This is a genomic window from Bacillus cereus group sp. Bc010, from assembly GCF_027716745.1.
GTDB lineage: Bacteria > Bacillota > Bacilli > Bacillales > Bacillaceae_G > Bacillus_A > Bacillus_A pacificus.
Window position 1 is genome coordinate 1 of sequence record NZ_JAQFUY010000007.1, and the last position, 17037, is coordinate 17037.

Sequence of the window (17037 nt, forward strand, 5' to 3'; positions counted from 1 at the left end):
TATGCGCCCGTAGCTCAATTGGATAGAGCGTTTGACTACGGATCAAGAGGTTAGGGGTTCGACTCCTCTCGGGCGCGCTTTTAATAACGGGAAGTGGCTCAGCTTGGTAGAGCACCTGGTTTGGGACCAGGGGGTCGCAGGTTCAAATCCTGTCTTCCCGATATTCCCAAAAACATGGGGCCTTAGCTCAGCTGGGAGAGCGCCTGCCTTGCACGCAGGAGGTCAGCGGTTCGATCCCGCTAGGCTCCACTTATCTTAATATCATTTATGGCGGTGTAGCTCAGCTGGCTAGAGCGTACGGTTCATACCCGTGAGGTCGGGGGTTCGATCCCCTCCGCCGCTACCATAAAGGACCTTTAGCTCAGCTGGTTAGAGCAGACGGCTCATAACCGTCCGGTCGTAGGTTCGAGTCCTACAAGGTCCACCATTAGAAGTTTATATCTCGGAGGTATACCCAAGTTCGGCTGAAGGGATCGGTCTTGAAAACCGACAGGCGGCGAGAGTCGCGCGGGGGTTCGAATCCCTCTACCTCCTCCATTTTTTCTAAAGTAAATATTTTATCGTCGCGGGGTGGAGCAGTCTGGTAGCTCGTCGGGCTCATAACCCGAAGGTCGCAGGTTCAAATCCTGTCCCCGCAACCAAGGTCCCGTGGTGTAGTGGTTAACATGCCTGCCTGTCACGCAGGAGATCGCCGGTTCGACCCCGGTCGGGACCGCCATTTTAATAAGGCTCGGTAGCTCAGTCGGTAGAGCAGAGGACTGAAAATCCTCGTGTCGGCGGTTCGATTCCGTCCCGAGCCACCATTTTGAAGTCGCAAGCCGGCTTAGCTCAATTGGTAGAGCAACTGACTTGTAATCAGTAGGTTGGGGGTTCAAGTCCTCTAGCCGGCACCACTTTCAAAATGAGCCATTAGCTCAGTTGGTAGAGCATCTGACTTTTAATCAGAGGGTCGAAGGTTCGAGTCCTTCATGGCTCACCATTTACAATTTAATGCGGGTGTAGTTTAGTGGTAAAACAAGAGCCTTCCAAGCTCTGGTCGAGAGTTCGATTCTCTTCACCCGCTTTTCAATTATGGGCCTATAGCTCAGCTGGTTAGAGCGCACGCCTGATAAGCGTGAGGTCGATGGTTCGAGTCCATTTAGGCCCACCATATATTATTCCGCAGTAGCTCAGTGGTAGAGCTATCGGCTGTTAACCGATCGGTCGTAGGTTCGAGTCCTACCTGCGGAGCCATACAGAGAAGTACCCAAGTGGCTCAAGGGGCTCCCCTGCTAAGGGAGTAGATCGCGAACGCGGTGCGAGGGTTCGAATCCCTTCTTCTCTGCCAGTAATTGGCCCGTTGGTCAAGTGGTTAAGACACCGCCCTTTCACGGCGGTAACACGGGTTCGAATCCCGTACGGGTCATACTAAAAGAGATAGCATAATCTGCTATCTCTTTTTTTGTTGTGTAAAAGTAGCCTTTGGATAGTCTGCTTTTTTTTATGAATTAAAAGAAAGATGAAGTATTCGCTGTTACAGTTGGGAATACAGAGAGCTGTAAGTATAATCATGTTGTTTACCTTGACCTGTATGAGTATGAAGGAATGTTCACTTAACAAATCATACTCAAATTGAATTTTTATCTCGGCCTTATGCTAAAGCCTCCTGCACTTGGATAAACGGGTAAATCTCATAGCTGGGAAGATCCTAAGGAATTAGTTGTAGAGTTATTAGATACCGTTGAATAATAAAAATTGAAATATGGGTTGTTCAAACAAAGGATGCTGTATTAGGCGCTACGGCGGAAAATAAATAATATATAGAAGAAACTGTCTCTCAGTAGGTGATCTACTGGAGGCAGTTTTTTTATGCTGTCATTATTGTCGAGTTTTGTCGGTAAGTCGATATATTGCAAAAATCGCCGATATAATTTGAGTTACGGTCGATAAATTTCAAAAATCGCTGATATATTTGGAGTTATAGTCAATATATTCTAAAAATCGCCGATATAATTTCACTTACCGACAAAAACATAAGAAAATCCCTTTCACAATCTAAAGAAAACGCCTCCATTGAAATGGATTCCACACCTATTCCAATAACTTTACACTCTATGTGAAAAAGTTCACAAATAGGCCATAATTTGTGAAGTAATTCACAATAATACGTGCTACAATATGAGTGTAAAGAAGTTAAACAACATTAAATTAGTATTTTAATTAATTACTTAAACAATCATAAAAAAATATATGTGAACAATAGAGAGGGGAAATTACCATGAAAAAAGGTATCAATCGTGTAGTATTAGTAGGAACAGGAGCTGTAGGTTGTAGTTACGCTTACTCAATGATCAACCAAGGTGTAGCTGAAGAATTCGTATTAGTAGATGTTAATGAAGCAAAAGCAGAAGGGGAAGCAATGGACTTAAGCCATGCGGTACCATTCTCTCCATCACCAACAAAAGTTTGGAGCGGTAGCTATGCAGATTGTAAAGATGCAGATTTAGTAGTTATCACTGCTGGATTACCACAAAAGCCAGGTGAAACTCGTTTAGACTTAGTTGAGAAAAATACAAAGATCTTTAAACAAATCGTTCGCGGTATTATGGATAGCGGATTCGATGGAATCTTCTTAATCGCAACTAACCCAGTTGATATTTTAACTTACGTAACTTGGAAAGAATCTGGTCTACCAAAAGAGCGCGTAATTGGTTCTGGTACTACTTTAGACTCTGCTCGTTTCCGTTACATGTTAGGTGACTACTTAGATGTAGATCCACGTAACGTTCATGCTTACATCGTTGGTGAACACGGTGACACTGAACTTCCAGTATGGAGTCACGCTACTATCGGTGTACAAAAACTAGAAACAATTTTAGCTAACAACGAACAGTACAAACAAGAAGACTTAGATAAAATCTTCGAAAACGTACGTGATGCAGCTTACCATATTATCGAGCGTAAAGGTGCAACTTACTACGGAATCGGTATGTCACTACTTCGTGTAACTAAAGCAATCTTAAACAACGAGAACAGCGTATTAACTGTATCTGCATACCTTGAAGGTCAATACGGTGAGAAAGATGCTTACGTAGGTGTTCCAGCTGTAATTAACCGTGAAGGTGTACGTGAAATCGTAGAGCTTGAGTTAAATGAGGATGAAAAAGCGAAATTCGCTCATTCTGTAAAAGTATTAAAAGAAACAATGGCACCAGTACTATAATAATTGCTAAATAATCCAGAAGTGGGGAACTACTTCTTACTTCTGGATTTATATATAATTTAATATAAATTCCTTTTCCGGTTTCCCTTGTATATCCCCAATATACCCCTTTTGCTGGATCAGGGTCGTTTATAGAAAAGAGCACTCTACTTTGCGTAGAGTGCTCTTTATTATTATCATTTTTTAGGCGTCAATCCTAATTTCTTTAAAATATCTGCCAGTGTACCGCTTTTTGATTTTTCTACAGGTGTTTGTGATTTGGATGCATCTGGACCTTTTTTCAAGAAGTTCTTTTCAACGAAGCGAATATCTTTTTCGTCGACAATACCATCTTTGTTAAGGTCGCCGTCTTTCACAGATAGTCCTTTTTTACCGTAGTTGTTAGCGATAATTTCAGCATCTTTTATATCAATTACTTTATCGCCATTTACATCACCTGCAAGGTTTTCATCAAAGCGTGCATAATAATATTGGCCAAGTAGCTTACCGTCTTTTTCAGTACCAAGTTTCGTTGTTAGTCGGCTTGTTAAATGCCCTGGTACTTCTACATATAAGTTATAGTCGCGTTTATTAACAGGAAGTCCATTTAGTTTGAAGGATCCGTATTTATCAAGTGAGCCTTCAAACTTATGACGGTAAGAATCTGTTGCATATACTTTTACGCCAAGCTTTGTATAATCGAATTTTTCATCTAAATATCCGCGTTCATTTAAGAAAGCACCAGGTTTAATACTTCCTTCGACTAGTGAGTTTAAAGACATAACTGAGAATGTTTGATCTTGAAGGACACGCATTCTATTTGGCTCTGATTCACCTTGTTTCCAGTAAGCGAACACTGATAAATCTAATTGAGCATTTGCTTCATAAAACTCATCATTTTCTACTTTGAATGTTACATCAATGAACGGGAAATCACCATCTAATCCAGCGAAGTTTTTGTCATCGATAGCTCCGCCAACTGTAACAGAACCTTCTTCTAGTTTCGGTTCATTTACTTTTGCGGTCACCCCTTTTTCGGAAAGTAGCTTTTCAAAAGCAGGATTTAATTTCGCATTTGCAAATTTGAAGTTCTTTTCTAGGAATTTTACGTTAAATTCCCCAGCAACAAATTGTTTCACATGTTTGGCGTTTAGCGTCACAGTGAATTCATCACCTTTATATACTTCTTTTTTATCATAACTAGTTTTCGCATATTGAGCTCCTTGCGGGATAAACCAATAGTTATTTACACCGCTCGGATAGTCAGCTCCTGCAGTTGCATAATCGAAAATATATACGCCTGTATTCATTGGACCTTCAGTTTTAAAGGATTCAGGAGTAATGCCAACTTTAAAGTCACCATTTGCATTAATAGGTAAAAACTTATGCAAGTATGGAGAATAATCATAGTACATCACTCCGTTTGCTTCTTGCGTAATGTTTAATCCTTTTCCTTTTAAGTAGTCAACGTTCGAATCATACACATTTCCTTTAATCCATAGTGCTTTTTTACCGTCTTCTACTGTATAGTTCTCTTCATTTAATTCATAAATACCAGGCTGTAATCCAGTTAATTTCACTTCTGGCGGTGTATTATCAATTACGACATAATCCCCTTTCACACGTGCTTTACCGTCTTTATCGTAGCCAACAAACTCAATTGTGTAATCACCTTCTGGTAAGTCGATTTTCTCATCACCAATTGGTTTTGCAGGATCATTTGTAAAAGGATACACCCTGCCGTTAAAGAATGAATCTAAGTAGTAATACACATCAGTTTTTAATCCACTAGTGTTTAATGTACCAAGGAAACCGAGAGCTTTATTTGTTTTGGAATCTTTCACGATAAGATCTAACGTTTCAAGTTCGCTGTTTAATTGGAACGCCCCGTGCAAATACGATTCACGGTATGGATTGAATTTAGATGTATCAGTTGAAATTGCTTTTCTTGATAATATTGCATTTTCAATACCAGGTTCTGATACACGAATAGAGAACGGAATTTGGTACGTTTCTTCTTTATTTTTCGTATTTGTAATATGAATATATCCTTCATATCGGCCTTGTTTTACACCGGCTGGAACATTAATTTTTGCTTCAATTTCATCTGATTTGCTAGCATCAAGAGTAATTGTTTCTGGAACAGAAACTTTTACACCGTTTGCGGTAGCGTCGTTAATAGAAGAAGATGCTGGTGTATAAGAAATTTCTGTTTTAAATTCTTTTTTCTCTTGTTTATTATGATTTTGTACTTTTATATTTCGTTTTTGTTCAAGAGATTCACCGTCTTTTTGATAGAACTTCCCGAATGCAATGGATCCAGTTTCTTCAGGTACTTCAATTACTTCATCATTTACAACTGTTTTTGTTGTATCTAGCACTTTAAAACTAGTTTCCGTATGAACGGCGTTGTACGCATCTACTCGTCCAGCTCCAACTTCATATACGGAATACTTTTCTTTTAAATCATCAGCTGTGTTCATAAGAGACGTCTTTACATCGAATGGAGAGTATTCTGGGTGTTCTTGTAAAATAAGAGCAGCAACGCCTGCGATATGAGGAGAAGCCATAGATGTTCCTTGCATACGCTCATAGGAAACATCATAATTTTCGCCCTCTTGTGGGTCGTTAATATATTCAGGTACTGTTGAAAGTACAGCAACCCCAGGCGCTGTAATATCTGGTTTAATATCATCATTTGATGTAACAGGACCGCGTGAGCTAAAGTCTGCCAGATGATCGCCTTCTGTTTGAATATAACTAAGTTCGTCAAAGGTAAAGGATGTATTACCTTGTTCGATTTGAGCTTTTAGTTTTTCACCGTCTTCTTTCGTTAGGCGGAATGCGGGAATGTATTTTGTACTTTCGCCAACGTAGAAAGGAATTTCTCCGTCCACATTGTTATAAATAATAACGGCTTTTGCACCAGCTTGTTTTGCATTCGCAATTTTTTCATCAAATGACAGTGTACCACGTGCAACGAGAGCGATTTTTCCTTTTACATCTTTTTTACTAAACTCGTCAGGCGTACCAATTCCTACAGATTCAATAGGTAAAGTTTGTCCCTTGAAATCTTCTATTTTATCAGTAAAGTTTTTGCCGAATAAAATTAGGTTAGGAAATTGTAATTGTCCAGCATGACCTGATAGTTTCGGTAAGGAAATAGAGCTATCACTTGCGCCAACCGTAATCGCAAATGGAGAAGCACCTGGTGATCCGAGTGTCGCTGGATTTGGACCAGAGTTTCCAGCAGCAACGACTGTAACAACACCGGAAAGCATCGCGTTATTGACAGCGATAGACGTAGGATCAAGTGGATTGTTGCTATCGTCACCTAACGATAAGTTAATAACATTCATGCCGTCAGAAATAGATTTATCGATTGCAGCAATAATACCAGAACTATCTCCACTTCCGTATGGACCGAGTACACGATAGTTATACAGTTCAATGTCAGGTGCAACACCTTTTACTGCGGAATCTGATGTGTTTTTCTTTTGCGCAGAAACGATACCTGCTACGTGAGTACCATGCGCGGTGTAGAAGGAAGAGCCACGATCATCAAATTCAGGAGCACCAGATTGTTGCCACTCTGTATAAGTTGTTTCCATCGGATCTGCATCGTTATTAATAAAGTCCCAACCTTTTACTGAGTTTGGATCTACCTTGCTAGAGTCTTCGCCAGGTTTTGCGCGATAGCCTTTATATACGTCTTTTAGGTCAGGATGATTGTAATCAATACCTGTATCTAATACACCAACTTTAATTCCTTTTCCGGTAATGCCTTCGCTATGTAACTTATCGACCCCAATTTGCGGAATGCTATCTGTTAGTTTTTGAGGTGCTTTCTGCTTTGCTTGTTTTGGTAAATTTAATTTCACTTCGTAATCTTTCCAAATACGTTTTACAACGCCAATCCGTAACAATTCTTCCACTGTATTTGCAGGTAACGTCAGCGCAACCCCATTTATCGCATGTTTATAAGAACGTTTAATTTGTACGGACTGGAAATTCCCTGACTTTACTGATGGGCTGAACTGATAAAGACGTTTTAGTCCTTTTTGAAATTCCTCATGTTCTTGATCAATACGTGCCTTTATATTTTCAGGAGCAGCTTGTAACCCTTTTTCTTTTTGTTTTAATTCATTAATCTTTACTGGAGCCGTTTGAAATTCTACAATGATATTTACTGGTTCGGAACTACTTGTATTAATATCTGGCGAGATAGTAAAACCAGGGTTGGCATCTAACGTTTGTAATGCCTGACGTTGTTCTTTAGAAAGTTTTGATAGTAAAGACTGGGCGTTTGAAGAGTCAATTTGGTTAATAGGATTTTCAGCAAGTACATTGAACGGAAGGGCAGTTGAAAACAGAACGCCAGCCGTTACAATTCCGGTAACAAAACGATTTTTCTTTTTCATGTATAAGCCTCCGATAATTTATATTTTAAAAATTATTTCTCTGTGCCCGGTGTTTGCTCTGCATGGAATGTCCAGTTTAGCTGTAAGGAATCACCCTGGAATTTATTTTGATCTTGTTCGTTGTCTTCAAAGGAGAAGAGCACGTGTAAATAATCTGTTTCACCAGATTTAATACCGTCTATTAAGTTATGACGTTCTAAAGAAGTAGCCACATCCTCAGGTTTCATAGTCTTTAATTGTGATAGTTTTGTTTCCCACAAAATTTCATGATCATCGTTTGGATTAGATGGTTTTCCATCATTCACTAAAAATTTGACGATGATGTGATCGCCTAAATCTTCACCATCATTATTTTTCTTTGCATCTGTAACTTCATAGGATGTTTCAAGTGCTACTTTTGCAATATCCAATGACCCTTTATTTTCAAGCGTGAAATTCTTTTCAATAAAATCACCTGGCTTTAAATCTTTCACATCAACGATTACACTGGGATTAATAGAAAGGTCTAGTGTTCCAGCTTGAAATGAGTTACTAGATGTTTCAGAATCACTGAAGTAGGCGAATACACCGCCGAATGTAAGGGATAAGCCGAGCGTTGCGGTGACAACTCCCATTCCAACCTTTTGTTTTAATGACATAAGAAAGCCCCCTAATTAAATTTTTATAGCGACTGTTCGTAACAAGGATAAATAAGTAAACATAGTAGTCCACTATGAATTATAGTTACGAAAAGTCGCTGTTCTTTATTGAGAACAAGTATATGCTTATCAATTTTCCATTTCAATAAAATTGTGACAAAAAATGTTGAGAAACATTTTTTTATGGTAGATTATTTTGTTGCGATTTCAAGTGGAAAATAGCATGAAAAAGGGGATAAAGCTAATAAAATAGATGTTGAGAAATAAATAGTAAGATGAAAAGCTAGTAAAAAATGAAGCGTTTTCAATGAATATTCGTCAAAATTCGATATTTTAAATAGAAATGTGAAAAAAATTCAACATTTTTAAGAAAAAAACGTATGTTTTTTATAAATTAACAAGGATATTTCAGTTTTTCGCATAATTGGTAAAGTATAAAAAATTCTGTCATCTTAGTGAGGTGAGCATATTGAGTGTAATAAATTGTGAAGAAGTGAAACGAGATGAGTTTCATACAGAAAAGTACTATGACAGTTATAACATCTTTGGCGCACATATTGTGACGGAAGATGAGATGCGAGGTGTACGATTTACAGTATGGGCTCCTCATGCGAAAGCAATGAGTGTTGTTGGAGATTTTAATGAATGGGATTATGAGCAACATAAGATGCTACAAGTGACAGAAGAGGGAATTTGGTCCTTATTTATACCGCATATTGAAGAAAAAGAAATATATAAATATGCGATTGAAACGACGGCTGGTGATGTCATTTTTAAGGCAGATCCGTATGCTGTATATGCAGAAGTAAGACCGAATACGGCATCTGTAGTTTTTGATATAAAGGGATACGAATGGAATGATAAAAACTGGAGTCGTAAGAAAAAGAAAAAATCGGTTTATAAAGAAGCGATGACAGTTTATGAATTGCATTTCGGTTCTTGGAAAAAGAAAGAAGATGGAACGCTGTATTCTTACAGGGAAATGGCAGAAGAACTCATTCCTTATGTGGTGGAACATCAATTTACACATATTGAAATTATGCCCCTTGTTGAGCATCCGTATGATCGTTCTTGGGGATATCAAGGAACGGGATATTATGCCGCAACGAGTAGATTCGGCACGCCACATGATTTGATGTATTTTGTCGATGAATGTCATAAATATGGAATCGGTGTCATTTTAGATTGGGTGCCGGGGCATTTTTGTAAAGATGCTCACGGTTTATATTTGTTTGATGGGACACCGACTTATGAATATAAAGATAAAGATGTGCAAGAAAATCCAGTATGGGGAACTGTTAACTTTGATTTAGGAAAGAGGGAAGTACGTAATTTCTTAATTTCAAATGCGTTATTTTGGATGAGATATTTCCACATTGATGGTTTCAGGGTGGATGCAGTTGCAAACATGCTGTACTGGAATAAAGAAGGACAAGAGCAAAGTAATGAGCACGCTGTTTCATTTTTACGGGAGTTAAATGAAGCGGTATTTGCAGAGGATGAAGATTTCCTTATGACAGCAGAGGATTCAACAGCTTGGCCACTTGTAACAGCTCCAACGTATGAAGGTGGGCTTGGATTCAATTACAAATGGAATATGGGCTGGATGAATGACGTGCTGAAGTATATGGAGTGTGCGCCAGAGTACAGAAAATATATTCATGAGAAAATGACGTTCTCTTTACTATATGCTTACTCTGAAAATTTCATATTACCGCTTTCTCATGATGAAGTCGTTCATGGGAAAAAGTCGTTATTAAATAAAATGCCAGGAGACTACTGGGATAAGTTTGCTCAACTTCGTTTATTATATGGATATTTCTTTACTCACCCAGGAAAGAAATTACTTTTCATGGGAGGAGAATTCGGGCAGTTTGATGAGTGGAAAGACCTTGAAGATTTAGATTGGAATTTGCATGATTTTGAAATGCATCGTTATATGCATGATTACTTTAAAGAGCTCATAGCATTGTATAAGCGCTCCAAACCACTTTGGCAGCTTGATCATTCGCCTGAAGGATTTCAGTGGATTGATGCTAATAATAATGAGCAAAGTATTTTCTCTTTTATCCGCCAAGGGGATAAACAAGAAGATGCGTTAGTTGTCGTATGTAATTTTACGAAAGCTACATATGAAAACTATAAAGTAGGTGTACCAGATTTCGAGTATTATAACGAGGTTTTAAACAGTGATGCTGAGCAATATGGCGGATCAGGGCAAGTAAATAAGAAGCGTCTGAAGGCGATTCAAGAGCCGTTTCATAATCAAGCAGCACATGTAGAAATTACAATTCCACCATTTGGCGTATCCATATTACGACCAGTGAAGACGAGAAAGGGGAGCAAAAAACAAGATGGCTCAAAAACAAAAGTGCGTAGCAATGTTACTAGCAGGGGGAAAAGGTAGTCGATTAAGTGCATTAACAAAAAATTTAGCCAAGCCAGCTGTTCCATTTGGTGGTAAATATCGCATTATTGATTTTACGCTAAGTAACTGCGCAAATTCTGGTATTGAAACGGTTGGGATTTTAACGCAATATCAACCGCTCGAACTTCATAATTATATCGGAATCGGCAATGCGTGGGATTTAGACCGAGTAAGCGGTGGAGTCACAGTATTACCTCCTTATGCAGAGTCTTCAGGTGTGAAGTGGTACACAGGTACGGCAAGTGCCATTTATCAAAACTTAAACTATTTAAGTCAATATGAACCAGAGTATGTTCTCATTTTATCAGGCGACCATATTTATAAAATGGATTACAGTAAAATGCTAGATTACCATATTGAGAAAGAAGCGGACGTTTCCATTTCTGTTATTGAAGTGCCTTGGGATGAGGCGAGTCGTTTCGGTATTATGAATACGAACGAAGAGATGGAGATTGTTGAATTTGAAGAGAAACCGCAATTTCCAAGAAGTAATCTTGCATCAATGGGAATTTACATTTTTAACTGGGCAATTTTGAAAGAGTATTTAGAAATGGATGCAAGAAACCCTGAATCTAGTAATGATTTCGGAAAAGATGTACTTCCGCTTTTATTAGATGAAGGGAAGAAGTTAATGGCGTATCCGTTTGAAGGGTATTGGAAAGATGTTGGAACGGTGAAGAGCTTATGGGAAGCGAATATGGATTTACTTCGCGATGAAACATCACTGAATTTAAATGATCGTAATTGGCGTATTTATTCTGTTAATCCAAACGAACCACCTCAATATATCGCTGAAAAGGCAAAAGTAGAAGAATCACTTATTAACGAAGGATGCGTCATTGAAGGGGACGTGAAGCATTCTGTACTATTCCAAGGAGTGACGGTGGAAGAAGGTAGTATGGTTATTGATTCTGTCGTTATGCCGGGAGCGAAGATTGGTAAAAATGTTGTGATTGAAAGAGCGATCGTTGGATCAGAAATGGTTATTGAAGATGGAACAATTATTCGTCCAGAAAAAAATGTTGACGATGTAGTACTCATTGCTGAAGGGAAATAGAAAAGGGGGATGAAATGAATGGGAGAAAAAATGTTAGGAATTATTAATGCAACGGGAAGTTTTCCTTCCTTAAAGAAAGTAACAGGGCATCGTTCACTAGCGGCGTTACCGTTTGGGGGCCGTTATCGACTCATTGATTTCATGCTTTCAAATATGGTGAATTCTAATATTCATAGTGTGGCAGTTTTTACTAGCCATAAAAACCGTTCGCTAATGGACCACGTTGGTTCAGGAAAACAGTGGGATTTAGATAGAAAAAGAGACGGACTGTTTTTATTCCCGCCAAATTGCCAATGTGATCAAGATGAATTTGGATCTTTTGCGCATTTTAGAAGACATATTGATTATTTTCTAAGAGCTAGAGAAGAATACGTCGTTATTACGAATAGCCATCTCGTAACAGCATTACATTTTCAAGCGGTGTTAGAGCGACATATACATACGGCAGCTGATATTACGGAAGTTTGCCATGAAGGGGTTTCGCTTCAAACGTACGTGTTAAAGAAACAATTATTGTTAGATTTATTTGAGTCATATAAAGATTTGGAGCAATATAGCTTATTCGATGTAGTGAGAGAAAAGCGCGGAAAATCACTACATATTGCTACGTATGAGCATACAGGATATGTAGCTATTATTGATTCAATTGAAAGCTACTATAAACATAGCTTAGAAATTTTGCAACCTGCTATTTGGAAGCAACTATTTAAGAAAGAAGCACCAATCTTTACGAAAGTAAAAGATGAGCCGCCAACTCGTTATGTAAAGGGTGCAGTCGTGAAAAATACAATGATTGCAAATGGTAGTATTATCGAAGGTGAAGTAGAAAATAGTGTTGTCTCCCGTTCTGTTAAAATTGGGAAAGGTTCAATTGTTCGTAATAGCATTATTATGCAAAAGAGCCAAATTGGAGATAACTGTATAATAGACGGTGTTATTATTGATAAAGATGTGAAAATTGGTGACGGTGTTGTACTAAAAGGAAACGCCGATGAGCCATACGTTGTAGAAAAAGGAAGCGTGCAAAACAGTACGATTAATAGTTATTCTTAAGGAATCAGTGGGGGTTTTTCCTCCACTGATTAAAGTTTTAATTTAAATGAAAACTCGAAGGGAGGAAGCTGCAAGGGAAGTAGTATAAGCTTTTCGTGCAGTGGGACAACAAGTGAATATTTTATTTGCAGTATCAGAATGTGTACCATTTGTTAAATCGGGAGGATTAGCTGATGTAGCAGGTGCGCTCCCAAAAGAGCTAAAAAAATTAGGTGTGGAAGTTCGTATTATACTCCCGAATTATAGTCTTATTCCGCAAAAATTAAGGGATGGATGTACGCTACATAAAGTAATTAACGTCCCGCTTGGGTGGAGAAATCAATATTGCGGAATTTTAAAAGGTGAGCAAGACGGGATTACGTATTACTTAATAGATAATGAATATTATTTTAAGAGGGATTCTCTGTATGGTCATTATGATGACGGAGAGCGTTTTTCTTATTTTTCGAAAGCAGTTTTAGAGTGTATTCCTCATCTTGATTTCGAAGTGGATGTTCTTCATAGCCATGATTGGCATACAGCTATGGTAAATTTCTTACTACGTGAAAAGTATCAAGATAACCCATTATATGAGCATATTAAAACGGTATATACGATTCATAACTTGCAGTTCCAAGGTGTATTTCCTCCTGAAGTGATGTACGACTTGCTAGAACTTGGTGATGAATATTTTCATAGTGAGCAGTTAGAATTTTATGGGAATGTGAACTTTATGAAGGGTGGCATTATCGCTTCTGATCAAATTACAGCGGTTAGCCCGACATACAAAGAGGAAATCCAATATGAGTTTTTCGGTGAGAAGTTAGATGGATTACTGCGAAAATATAATGGTAAGCTTAGCGGCATTGTAAATGGAATTGATACGAGCGTGTACAATCCAGAAACGGATTCGTATATTACTGCTCAGTACGATGCAGATTCATTATATGAAAAGAGTAAAAATAAACGCGCGTTGCAGCGTTATTTTGGTTTGCCAGAAAAAGAAGATACGCCGATTATTTCAATGGTAACGAGATTAACGAAGCAAAAAGGTCTTGATTTAGTGCGTACTGTATTCCGTGAAATAATGGAAGAAGATGTACAATGTATTATTTTAGGATCAGGTGATTCGGAATATGAGAAATTCTTTGAGTGGATGGCATATGAGTATCCTGAGAAGGTAAAAGTGTATATTGGCTTTAATGAAGAATTAGCCCACCAAGTATATGCGGGAAGTGATTTATTCTTAATGCCATCACTATTTGAACCGTGTGGACTTGGACAACTTATCGCATTAGCGTACGGTACGATTCCAATTGTAAGGGAAACAGGCGGATTAAATGATACGGTACAATCTTATGACGAAGAGACTGGAGAAGGAAATGGTTTCAGTTTCACGAACTTTAATGCACATGACATGTTGCACACGGTTCGGCGTGCAATTGAATTTTATCATGATAAACCGGTATGGGAGCAGCTTGTAAAACAAGCAATGACTGAAGATTATAGCTGGGAAAAATCAGCCCTTGCTTATAAGAAATTGTATAAAAGTCTCATGGAATAACATGTAGGTGGTGAAGAAATGTTTACTCATGTTGAAAGTTTCAAATCAGCTTTTCTAGAAAAGTTAGAGACGATGTATGGTAAAAGTTTCAAAGAATCTACAACTCGTGATCAATACAATACGCTTGGGTACATGGTGCGTGAGTATATGAATAGTCAATGGATTGCAACGAATGAAAGTTATCGGTCTGGAGAGCGAAAGCAAATGTATTACTTATCCATTGAGTTTTTACTTGGGCGTTTGCTTGGAAGTAACATATTAAATTTAGGCATCAAGGATGTATGTGAGCAAGGGCTTTCTGAGCTTGGAATTTCGTTGCAACAATTAGAAGAGGTGGAAGCAGATGCAGGTCTTGGAAATGGTGGACTTGGACGATTAGCAGCCTGTTTCCTTGATTCACTTGCATCTTTAAACTTACCAGGTCATGGGTGCGGAATTCGTTACAAACACGGCTTATTTGATCAAAAAATTGTTGATGGTTATCAAGTTGAATTTCCAGAACAGTGGCTTCTTCATGAAAATGTATGGGAAGTAAGAAGGCATGATCAAGCTGTAGAAGTAAGTTATTTCGGCAATGTTGAACCGCTCTACATTGATGGGCGTTTAGAATTCAGGCATACAAATGCAGAAGTAATTATGGCCGTACCATATGACGTTCCGGTAGTAGGTTATGAGACGAGTACTGTAAATACACTTAGACTTTGGAATGCGGAACCAGTTCCTTTCCCGCAAAATTGCAAAGATATTTTGAAATATAAGCGTGAAACAGAGGCGGTATCGGAGTTTTTATATCCAGATGATACGCATGATGAGGGGAAAATACTTCGTTTGAAACAACAGTATTTTCTCGTATCAGCAAGCTTGCAAAATATCGTTCGTATGCATAGAGAAAGATATGGTGACCTTCGTCAATTACATGAGAAAATTGCGATTCATATTAATGATACACATCCAGTTTTGGCGATTCCAGAACTGATGCGTATTTTATTAGATGAAGAAAAACTAGCATGGGAAGAAGCTTGGCACATAACGACGCAAACGATTTCTTATACGAATCATACGACGTTATCAGAAGCGCTTGAGAAGTGGCCAATTCACATTTTTAAACCGTTACTACCGAGAATTTATATGATTATTGAAGAGATTAATGAACGTTTCTGTCATGAACTTTGGGAGCGTTATCCGTATGAATGGCATCGTATTGAAGAGATGGCGATTATTGCGCATGATCTTGTGAAAATGGCTCATTTAGCAATTGTCGGTAGTCATAGCGTAAATGGTGTAGCAAAAATTCATACAGAAATTTTAAAGCAGCGTGAAATGCGATTGTTTTATGAGTTTTATCCAGATAAGTTTAATAATAAAACGAATGGAATCGCTCATAGACGCTGGTTAATGAAGGCGAATCCACAGCTAACGAATCTTATTTCAGAGGCGATTGGAACAGAGTGGAAGAAAGAACCGATTAAGCTTCAAGAGCTACAATTAGTTCAATACGATGCGAGTTTCCAAGAGAAATTTGCAGAGGTCAAACAAGAGCGCAAAGAGATTTTAGCAGCGCGCATTCATAATACAATGGGGATTACAATTGATCCTAATTCTATTTTTGATGTGCAAGTAAAAAGGCTACATGCTTACAAGCGACAATTATTAAATGTTCTTCATATTTTATATTTGTATAACCGTTTGAAAGAGGATGCTAGTTTTACATTTTATCCGCGTACTTTTATTTTTGGAGCGAAAGCATCACCTGGCTATTACTATGCGAAAAAAATTATTAAATTAATAAATGAACTTGCAAGGAAAGTGAATAACGATCCGTACGTAAGCCAATATATGAAAGTTATCTTTCTAGAAAACTATCGAGTGTCTGTAGCGGAAGATATATTCCCAGCGGCTGATGTAAGTGAACAAATTTCAACAGCGAGTAAAGAAGCATCCGGAACAGGCAATATGAAATTTATGATGAATGGTGCGATTACGCTCGGCACGTTAGACGGAGCGAATATTGAAATAAAAGATAGAGTCGGTGATGATAACTGTTTCATTTTCGGTTTAACGGCCGAAGAGGTTCTTCATTACTATCAAAATGGTGGATATCGTGCAAGTGATTATTATCACCACAATGGGCACATTAAGAAGGTAGTAGACCAGTTAACGAATGGTTTCTTTGCACAGTCGGGAGCTGAATTTGAAGCAATTTACGATTCTCTCGTTATTCAAAATGATGAATATTTCGTTCTGCGAGATTTTGGCCCATATGCGGAAAAGCAAGAAGCTGTTGGTAGAGCTTATGAGAACCGAACGAAGTGGCTCGAAATGTCGATTTTAAATATTGCACAATCTGGTCATTTTGCGAGCGATCGAACGATTTTACAGTATAGTAATGAGATTTGGGGTATTGGTAATACAGTTACGCAAATTTAAAGAGATTGCTACGTTGGAAAAGATTATATGAAATTTATATCAGCGATTTTTAAGATATATCGATTTACCGACAAAAATTGACACTAATAAATAAACCGAGCTTAAACTTATTAAGCTCGGTTTTCTTTTTTGCTTAAGAAAGAAATGGGATCGCAGTATATATTACACCCGTTCCACCATATTCTCCTGTCGCAAAGTATGAAAATGTAAAGAAACCTGTAAACGTAAAAATTACAATGAGAAAAAGTGCAAAGATAAATTTTAGCATGTAAGGTCCCCTCATCCAAAA

General features: G+C 38.1%; 9 protein-coding genes, 16 tRNA genes and 1 pseudogene. 22 read left to right on the forward strand and 4 right to left on the reverse strand.

Annotated features, from left to right (window positions below):
- Window positions 1-3 precede the first annotated feature (3 nt).
- The 16 genes from PDQ68_RS10570 (at window position 4) to PDQ68_RS10645 (ending at window position 1405) form a co-directional block, all read left to right on the forward strand.
- Window positions 4-77 (forward strand) — tRNA-Arg (locus tag PDQ68_RS10570).
- A 10-nt stretch (window positions 78-87) separates the two neighbouring features.
- Window positions 88-161: transfer RNA gene (locus PDQ68_RS10575), tRNA-Pro, on the forward strand.
- A gap of 15 nt (window positions 162-176) precedes the next feature.
- Window positions 177-249: transfer RNA gene (locus PDQ68_RS10580), tRNA-Ala, on the forward strand.
- A 20-nt stretch (window positions 250-269) separates the two neighbouring features.
- Window positions 270-346: transfer RNA gene (locus PDQ68_RS10585), tRNA-Met, on the forward strand.
- 4 nt (window positions 347-350) lie between these two features.
- Window positions 351-427: transfer RNA gene (locus PDQ68_RS10590), tRNA-Ile, on the forward strand.
- 17 nt (window positions 428-444) lie between these two features.
- Window positions 445-537, forward strand: a tRNA-Ser gene (locus PDQ68_RS10595).
- Between the two features lie 27 nt (window positions 538-564).
- Window positions 565-641 (forward strand) — tRNA-Met (locus PDQ68_RS10600).
- A gap of 1 nt (window position 642) precedes the next feature.
- A tRNA-Asp gene (locus PDQ68_RS10605) sits at window positions 643-718 on the forward strand.
- Between the two features lie 9 nt (window positions 719-727).
- A tRNA-Phe gene (locus PDQ68_RS10610) sits at window positions 728-803 on the forward strand.
- Between the two features lie 14 nt (window positions 804-817).
- Window positions 818-893, forward strand: a tRNA-Thr gene (locus PDQ68_RS10615).
- Between the two features lie 10 nt (window positions 894-903).
- Window positions 904-979, forward strand: a tRNA-Lys gene (locus PDQ68_RS10620).
- Window positions 980-992: 13 nt separating this feature from the next.
- Window positions 993-1063 (forward strand) — tRNA-Gly (locus tag PDQ68_RS10625).
- A gap of 10 nt (window positions 1064-1073) precedes the next feature.
- Window positions 1074-1150, forward strand: a tRNA-Ile gene (locus PDQ68_RS10630).
- 8 nt (window positions 1151-1158) lie between these two features.
- Window positions 1159-1233: transfer RNA gene (locus tag PDQ68_RS10635), tRNA-Asn, on the forward strand.
- Window positions 1234-1236: 3 nt separating this feature from the next.
- Window positions 1237-1327 (forward strand) — tRNA-Ser (locus PDQ68_RS10640).
- Between the two features lie 6 nt (window positions 1328-1333).
- A tRNA-Glu gene (locus PDQ68_RS10645) sits at window positions 1334-1405 on the forward strand.
- Window positions 1406-1505: 100 nt separating this feature from the next.
- Here the strand turns inward: PDQ68_RS10645 and PDQ68_RS10650 are convergent.
- Window positions 1506-1661 (reverse strand): annotated as a pseudogene (locus PDQ68_RS10650) (IS4 family transposase); the annotation flags it as partial.
- Between the two features lie 596 nt (window positions 1662-2257).
- Here PDQ68_RS10650 and PDQ68_RS10655 point away from each other — a divergent pair.
- The gene (locus tag PDQ68_RS10655) at window positions 2258-3202 is read left to right on the forward strand and encodes an L-lactate dehydrogenase (RefSeq protein WP_000715338.1); all 945 of its coding nucleotides are present in this window, start codon (window positions 2258-2260) and stop codon (window positions 3200-3202) included.
- Between the two features lie 176 nt (window positions 3203-3378).
- Here PDQ68_RS10655 and PDQ68_RS10660 read toward each other — a convergent pair whose 3' ends face one another.
- Entirely contained in the window at window positions 3379-7602 is a 4224-nt protein-coding gene (locus tag PDQ68_RS10660; protein WP_061182713.1) for a S8 family serine peptidase, read from the reverse strand.
- Between the two features lie 32 nt (window positions 7603-7634).
- Window positions 7635-8240, reverse strand: a complete 606-nt coding sequence (locus PDQ68_RS10665) for a CalY family protein (protein WP_000053953.1) — start codon at window positions 8238-8240, stop codon at window positions 7635-7637.
- A 469-nt stretch (window positions 8241-8709) separates the two neighbouring features.
- Between PDQ68_RS10665 and glgB the strand changes: the two genes are divergently transcribed.
- From glgB to glgP, 5 genes are all read left to right on the forward strand, one after another.
- Entirely contained in the window at window positions 8710-10647 is a 1938-nt protein-coding gene (glgB, locus tag PDQ68_RS10670; protein ID WP_000111368.1) for a 1,4-alpha-glucan branching protein GlgB, read from the forward strand.
- Entirely contained in the window at window positions 10595-11725 is a 1131-nt protein-coding gene (glgC, locus tag PDQ68_RS10675) for a glucose-1-phosphate adenylyltransferase (protein ID WP_000057613.1), read from the forward strand. The genes glgB and glgC overlap by 53 nt, the downstream gene beginning before the upstream one ends.
- Before the next feature lie 18 nt (window positions 11726-11743).
- On the forward strand, window positions 11744-12778 hold the full coding sequence (gene glgD / locus PDQ68_RS10680; RefSeq protein WP_061182712.1) for a glucose-1-phosphate adenylyltransferase subunit GlgD: 1035 nt from the start codon (window positions 11744-11746) through the stop codon (window positions 12776-12778).
- Between the two features lie 112 nt (window positions 12779-12890).
- A complete protein-coding gene (gene glgA, locus PDQ68_RS10685) occupies window positions 12891-14321 on the forward strand; it encodes a glycogen synthase GlgA (protein ID WP_061182714.1) in 1431 nt (476 codons plus the stop codon).
- 18 nt (window positions 14322-14339) lie between these two features.
- Entirely contained in the window at window positions 14340-16748 is a 2409-nt protein-coding gene (gene glgP / locus PDQ68_RS10690; RefSeq protein WP_000494089.1) for a glycogen phosphorylase, read from the forward strand.
- Window positions 16749-16881: 133 nt separating this feature from the next.
- Here the strand turns inward: glgP and PDQ68_RS10695 are convergent, their stop codons facing one another.
- Entirely contained in the window at window positions 16882-17016 is a 135-nt protein-coding gene (locus tag PDQ68_RS10695; RefSeq protein ID WP_000911074.1) for a hypothetical protein, read from the reverse strand.
- Window positions 17017-17037: the final 21 nt, after the last annotated feature.

Bases quoted from the DNA above. Each gene is read 5' to 3' on its own strand.
- PDQ68_RS10660 (WP_061182713.1), bottom strand. From the start codon at position 7,602: ATGAAAAAGAAAAATCGTTTTGTTACCGGAATTGTAACGGCTGGCGTT.
- PDQ68_RS10695 (WP_000911074.1), bottom strand. From the start codon at position 17,016: ATGCTAAAATTTATCTTTGCACTTTTTCTCATTGTAATTTTTACGTTT.
- glgC (WP_000057613.1), top strand. From the start codon at position 10,595: ATGGCTCAAAAACAAAAGTGCGTAGCAATGTTACTAGCAGGGGGAAAA.
- glgP (WP_000494089.1), top strand. From the start codon at position 14,340: ATGTTTACTCATGTTGAAAGTTTCAAATCAGCTTTTCTAGAAAAGTTA.
- PDQ68_RS10655 (WP_000715338.1), top strand. From the start codon at position 2,258: ATGAAAAAAGGTATCAATCGTGTAGTATTAGTAGGAACAGGAGCTGTA.
- glgD (WP_061182712.1), top strand. From the start codon at position 11,744: ATGGGAGAAAAAATGTTAGGAATTATTAATGCAACGGGAAGTTTTCCT.
- PDQ68_RS10665 (WP_000053953.1), bottom strand. From the start codon at position 8,240: ATGTCATTAAAACAAAAGGTTGGAATGGGAGTTGTCACCGCAACGCTC.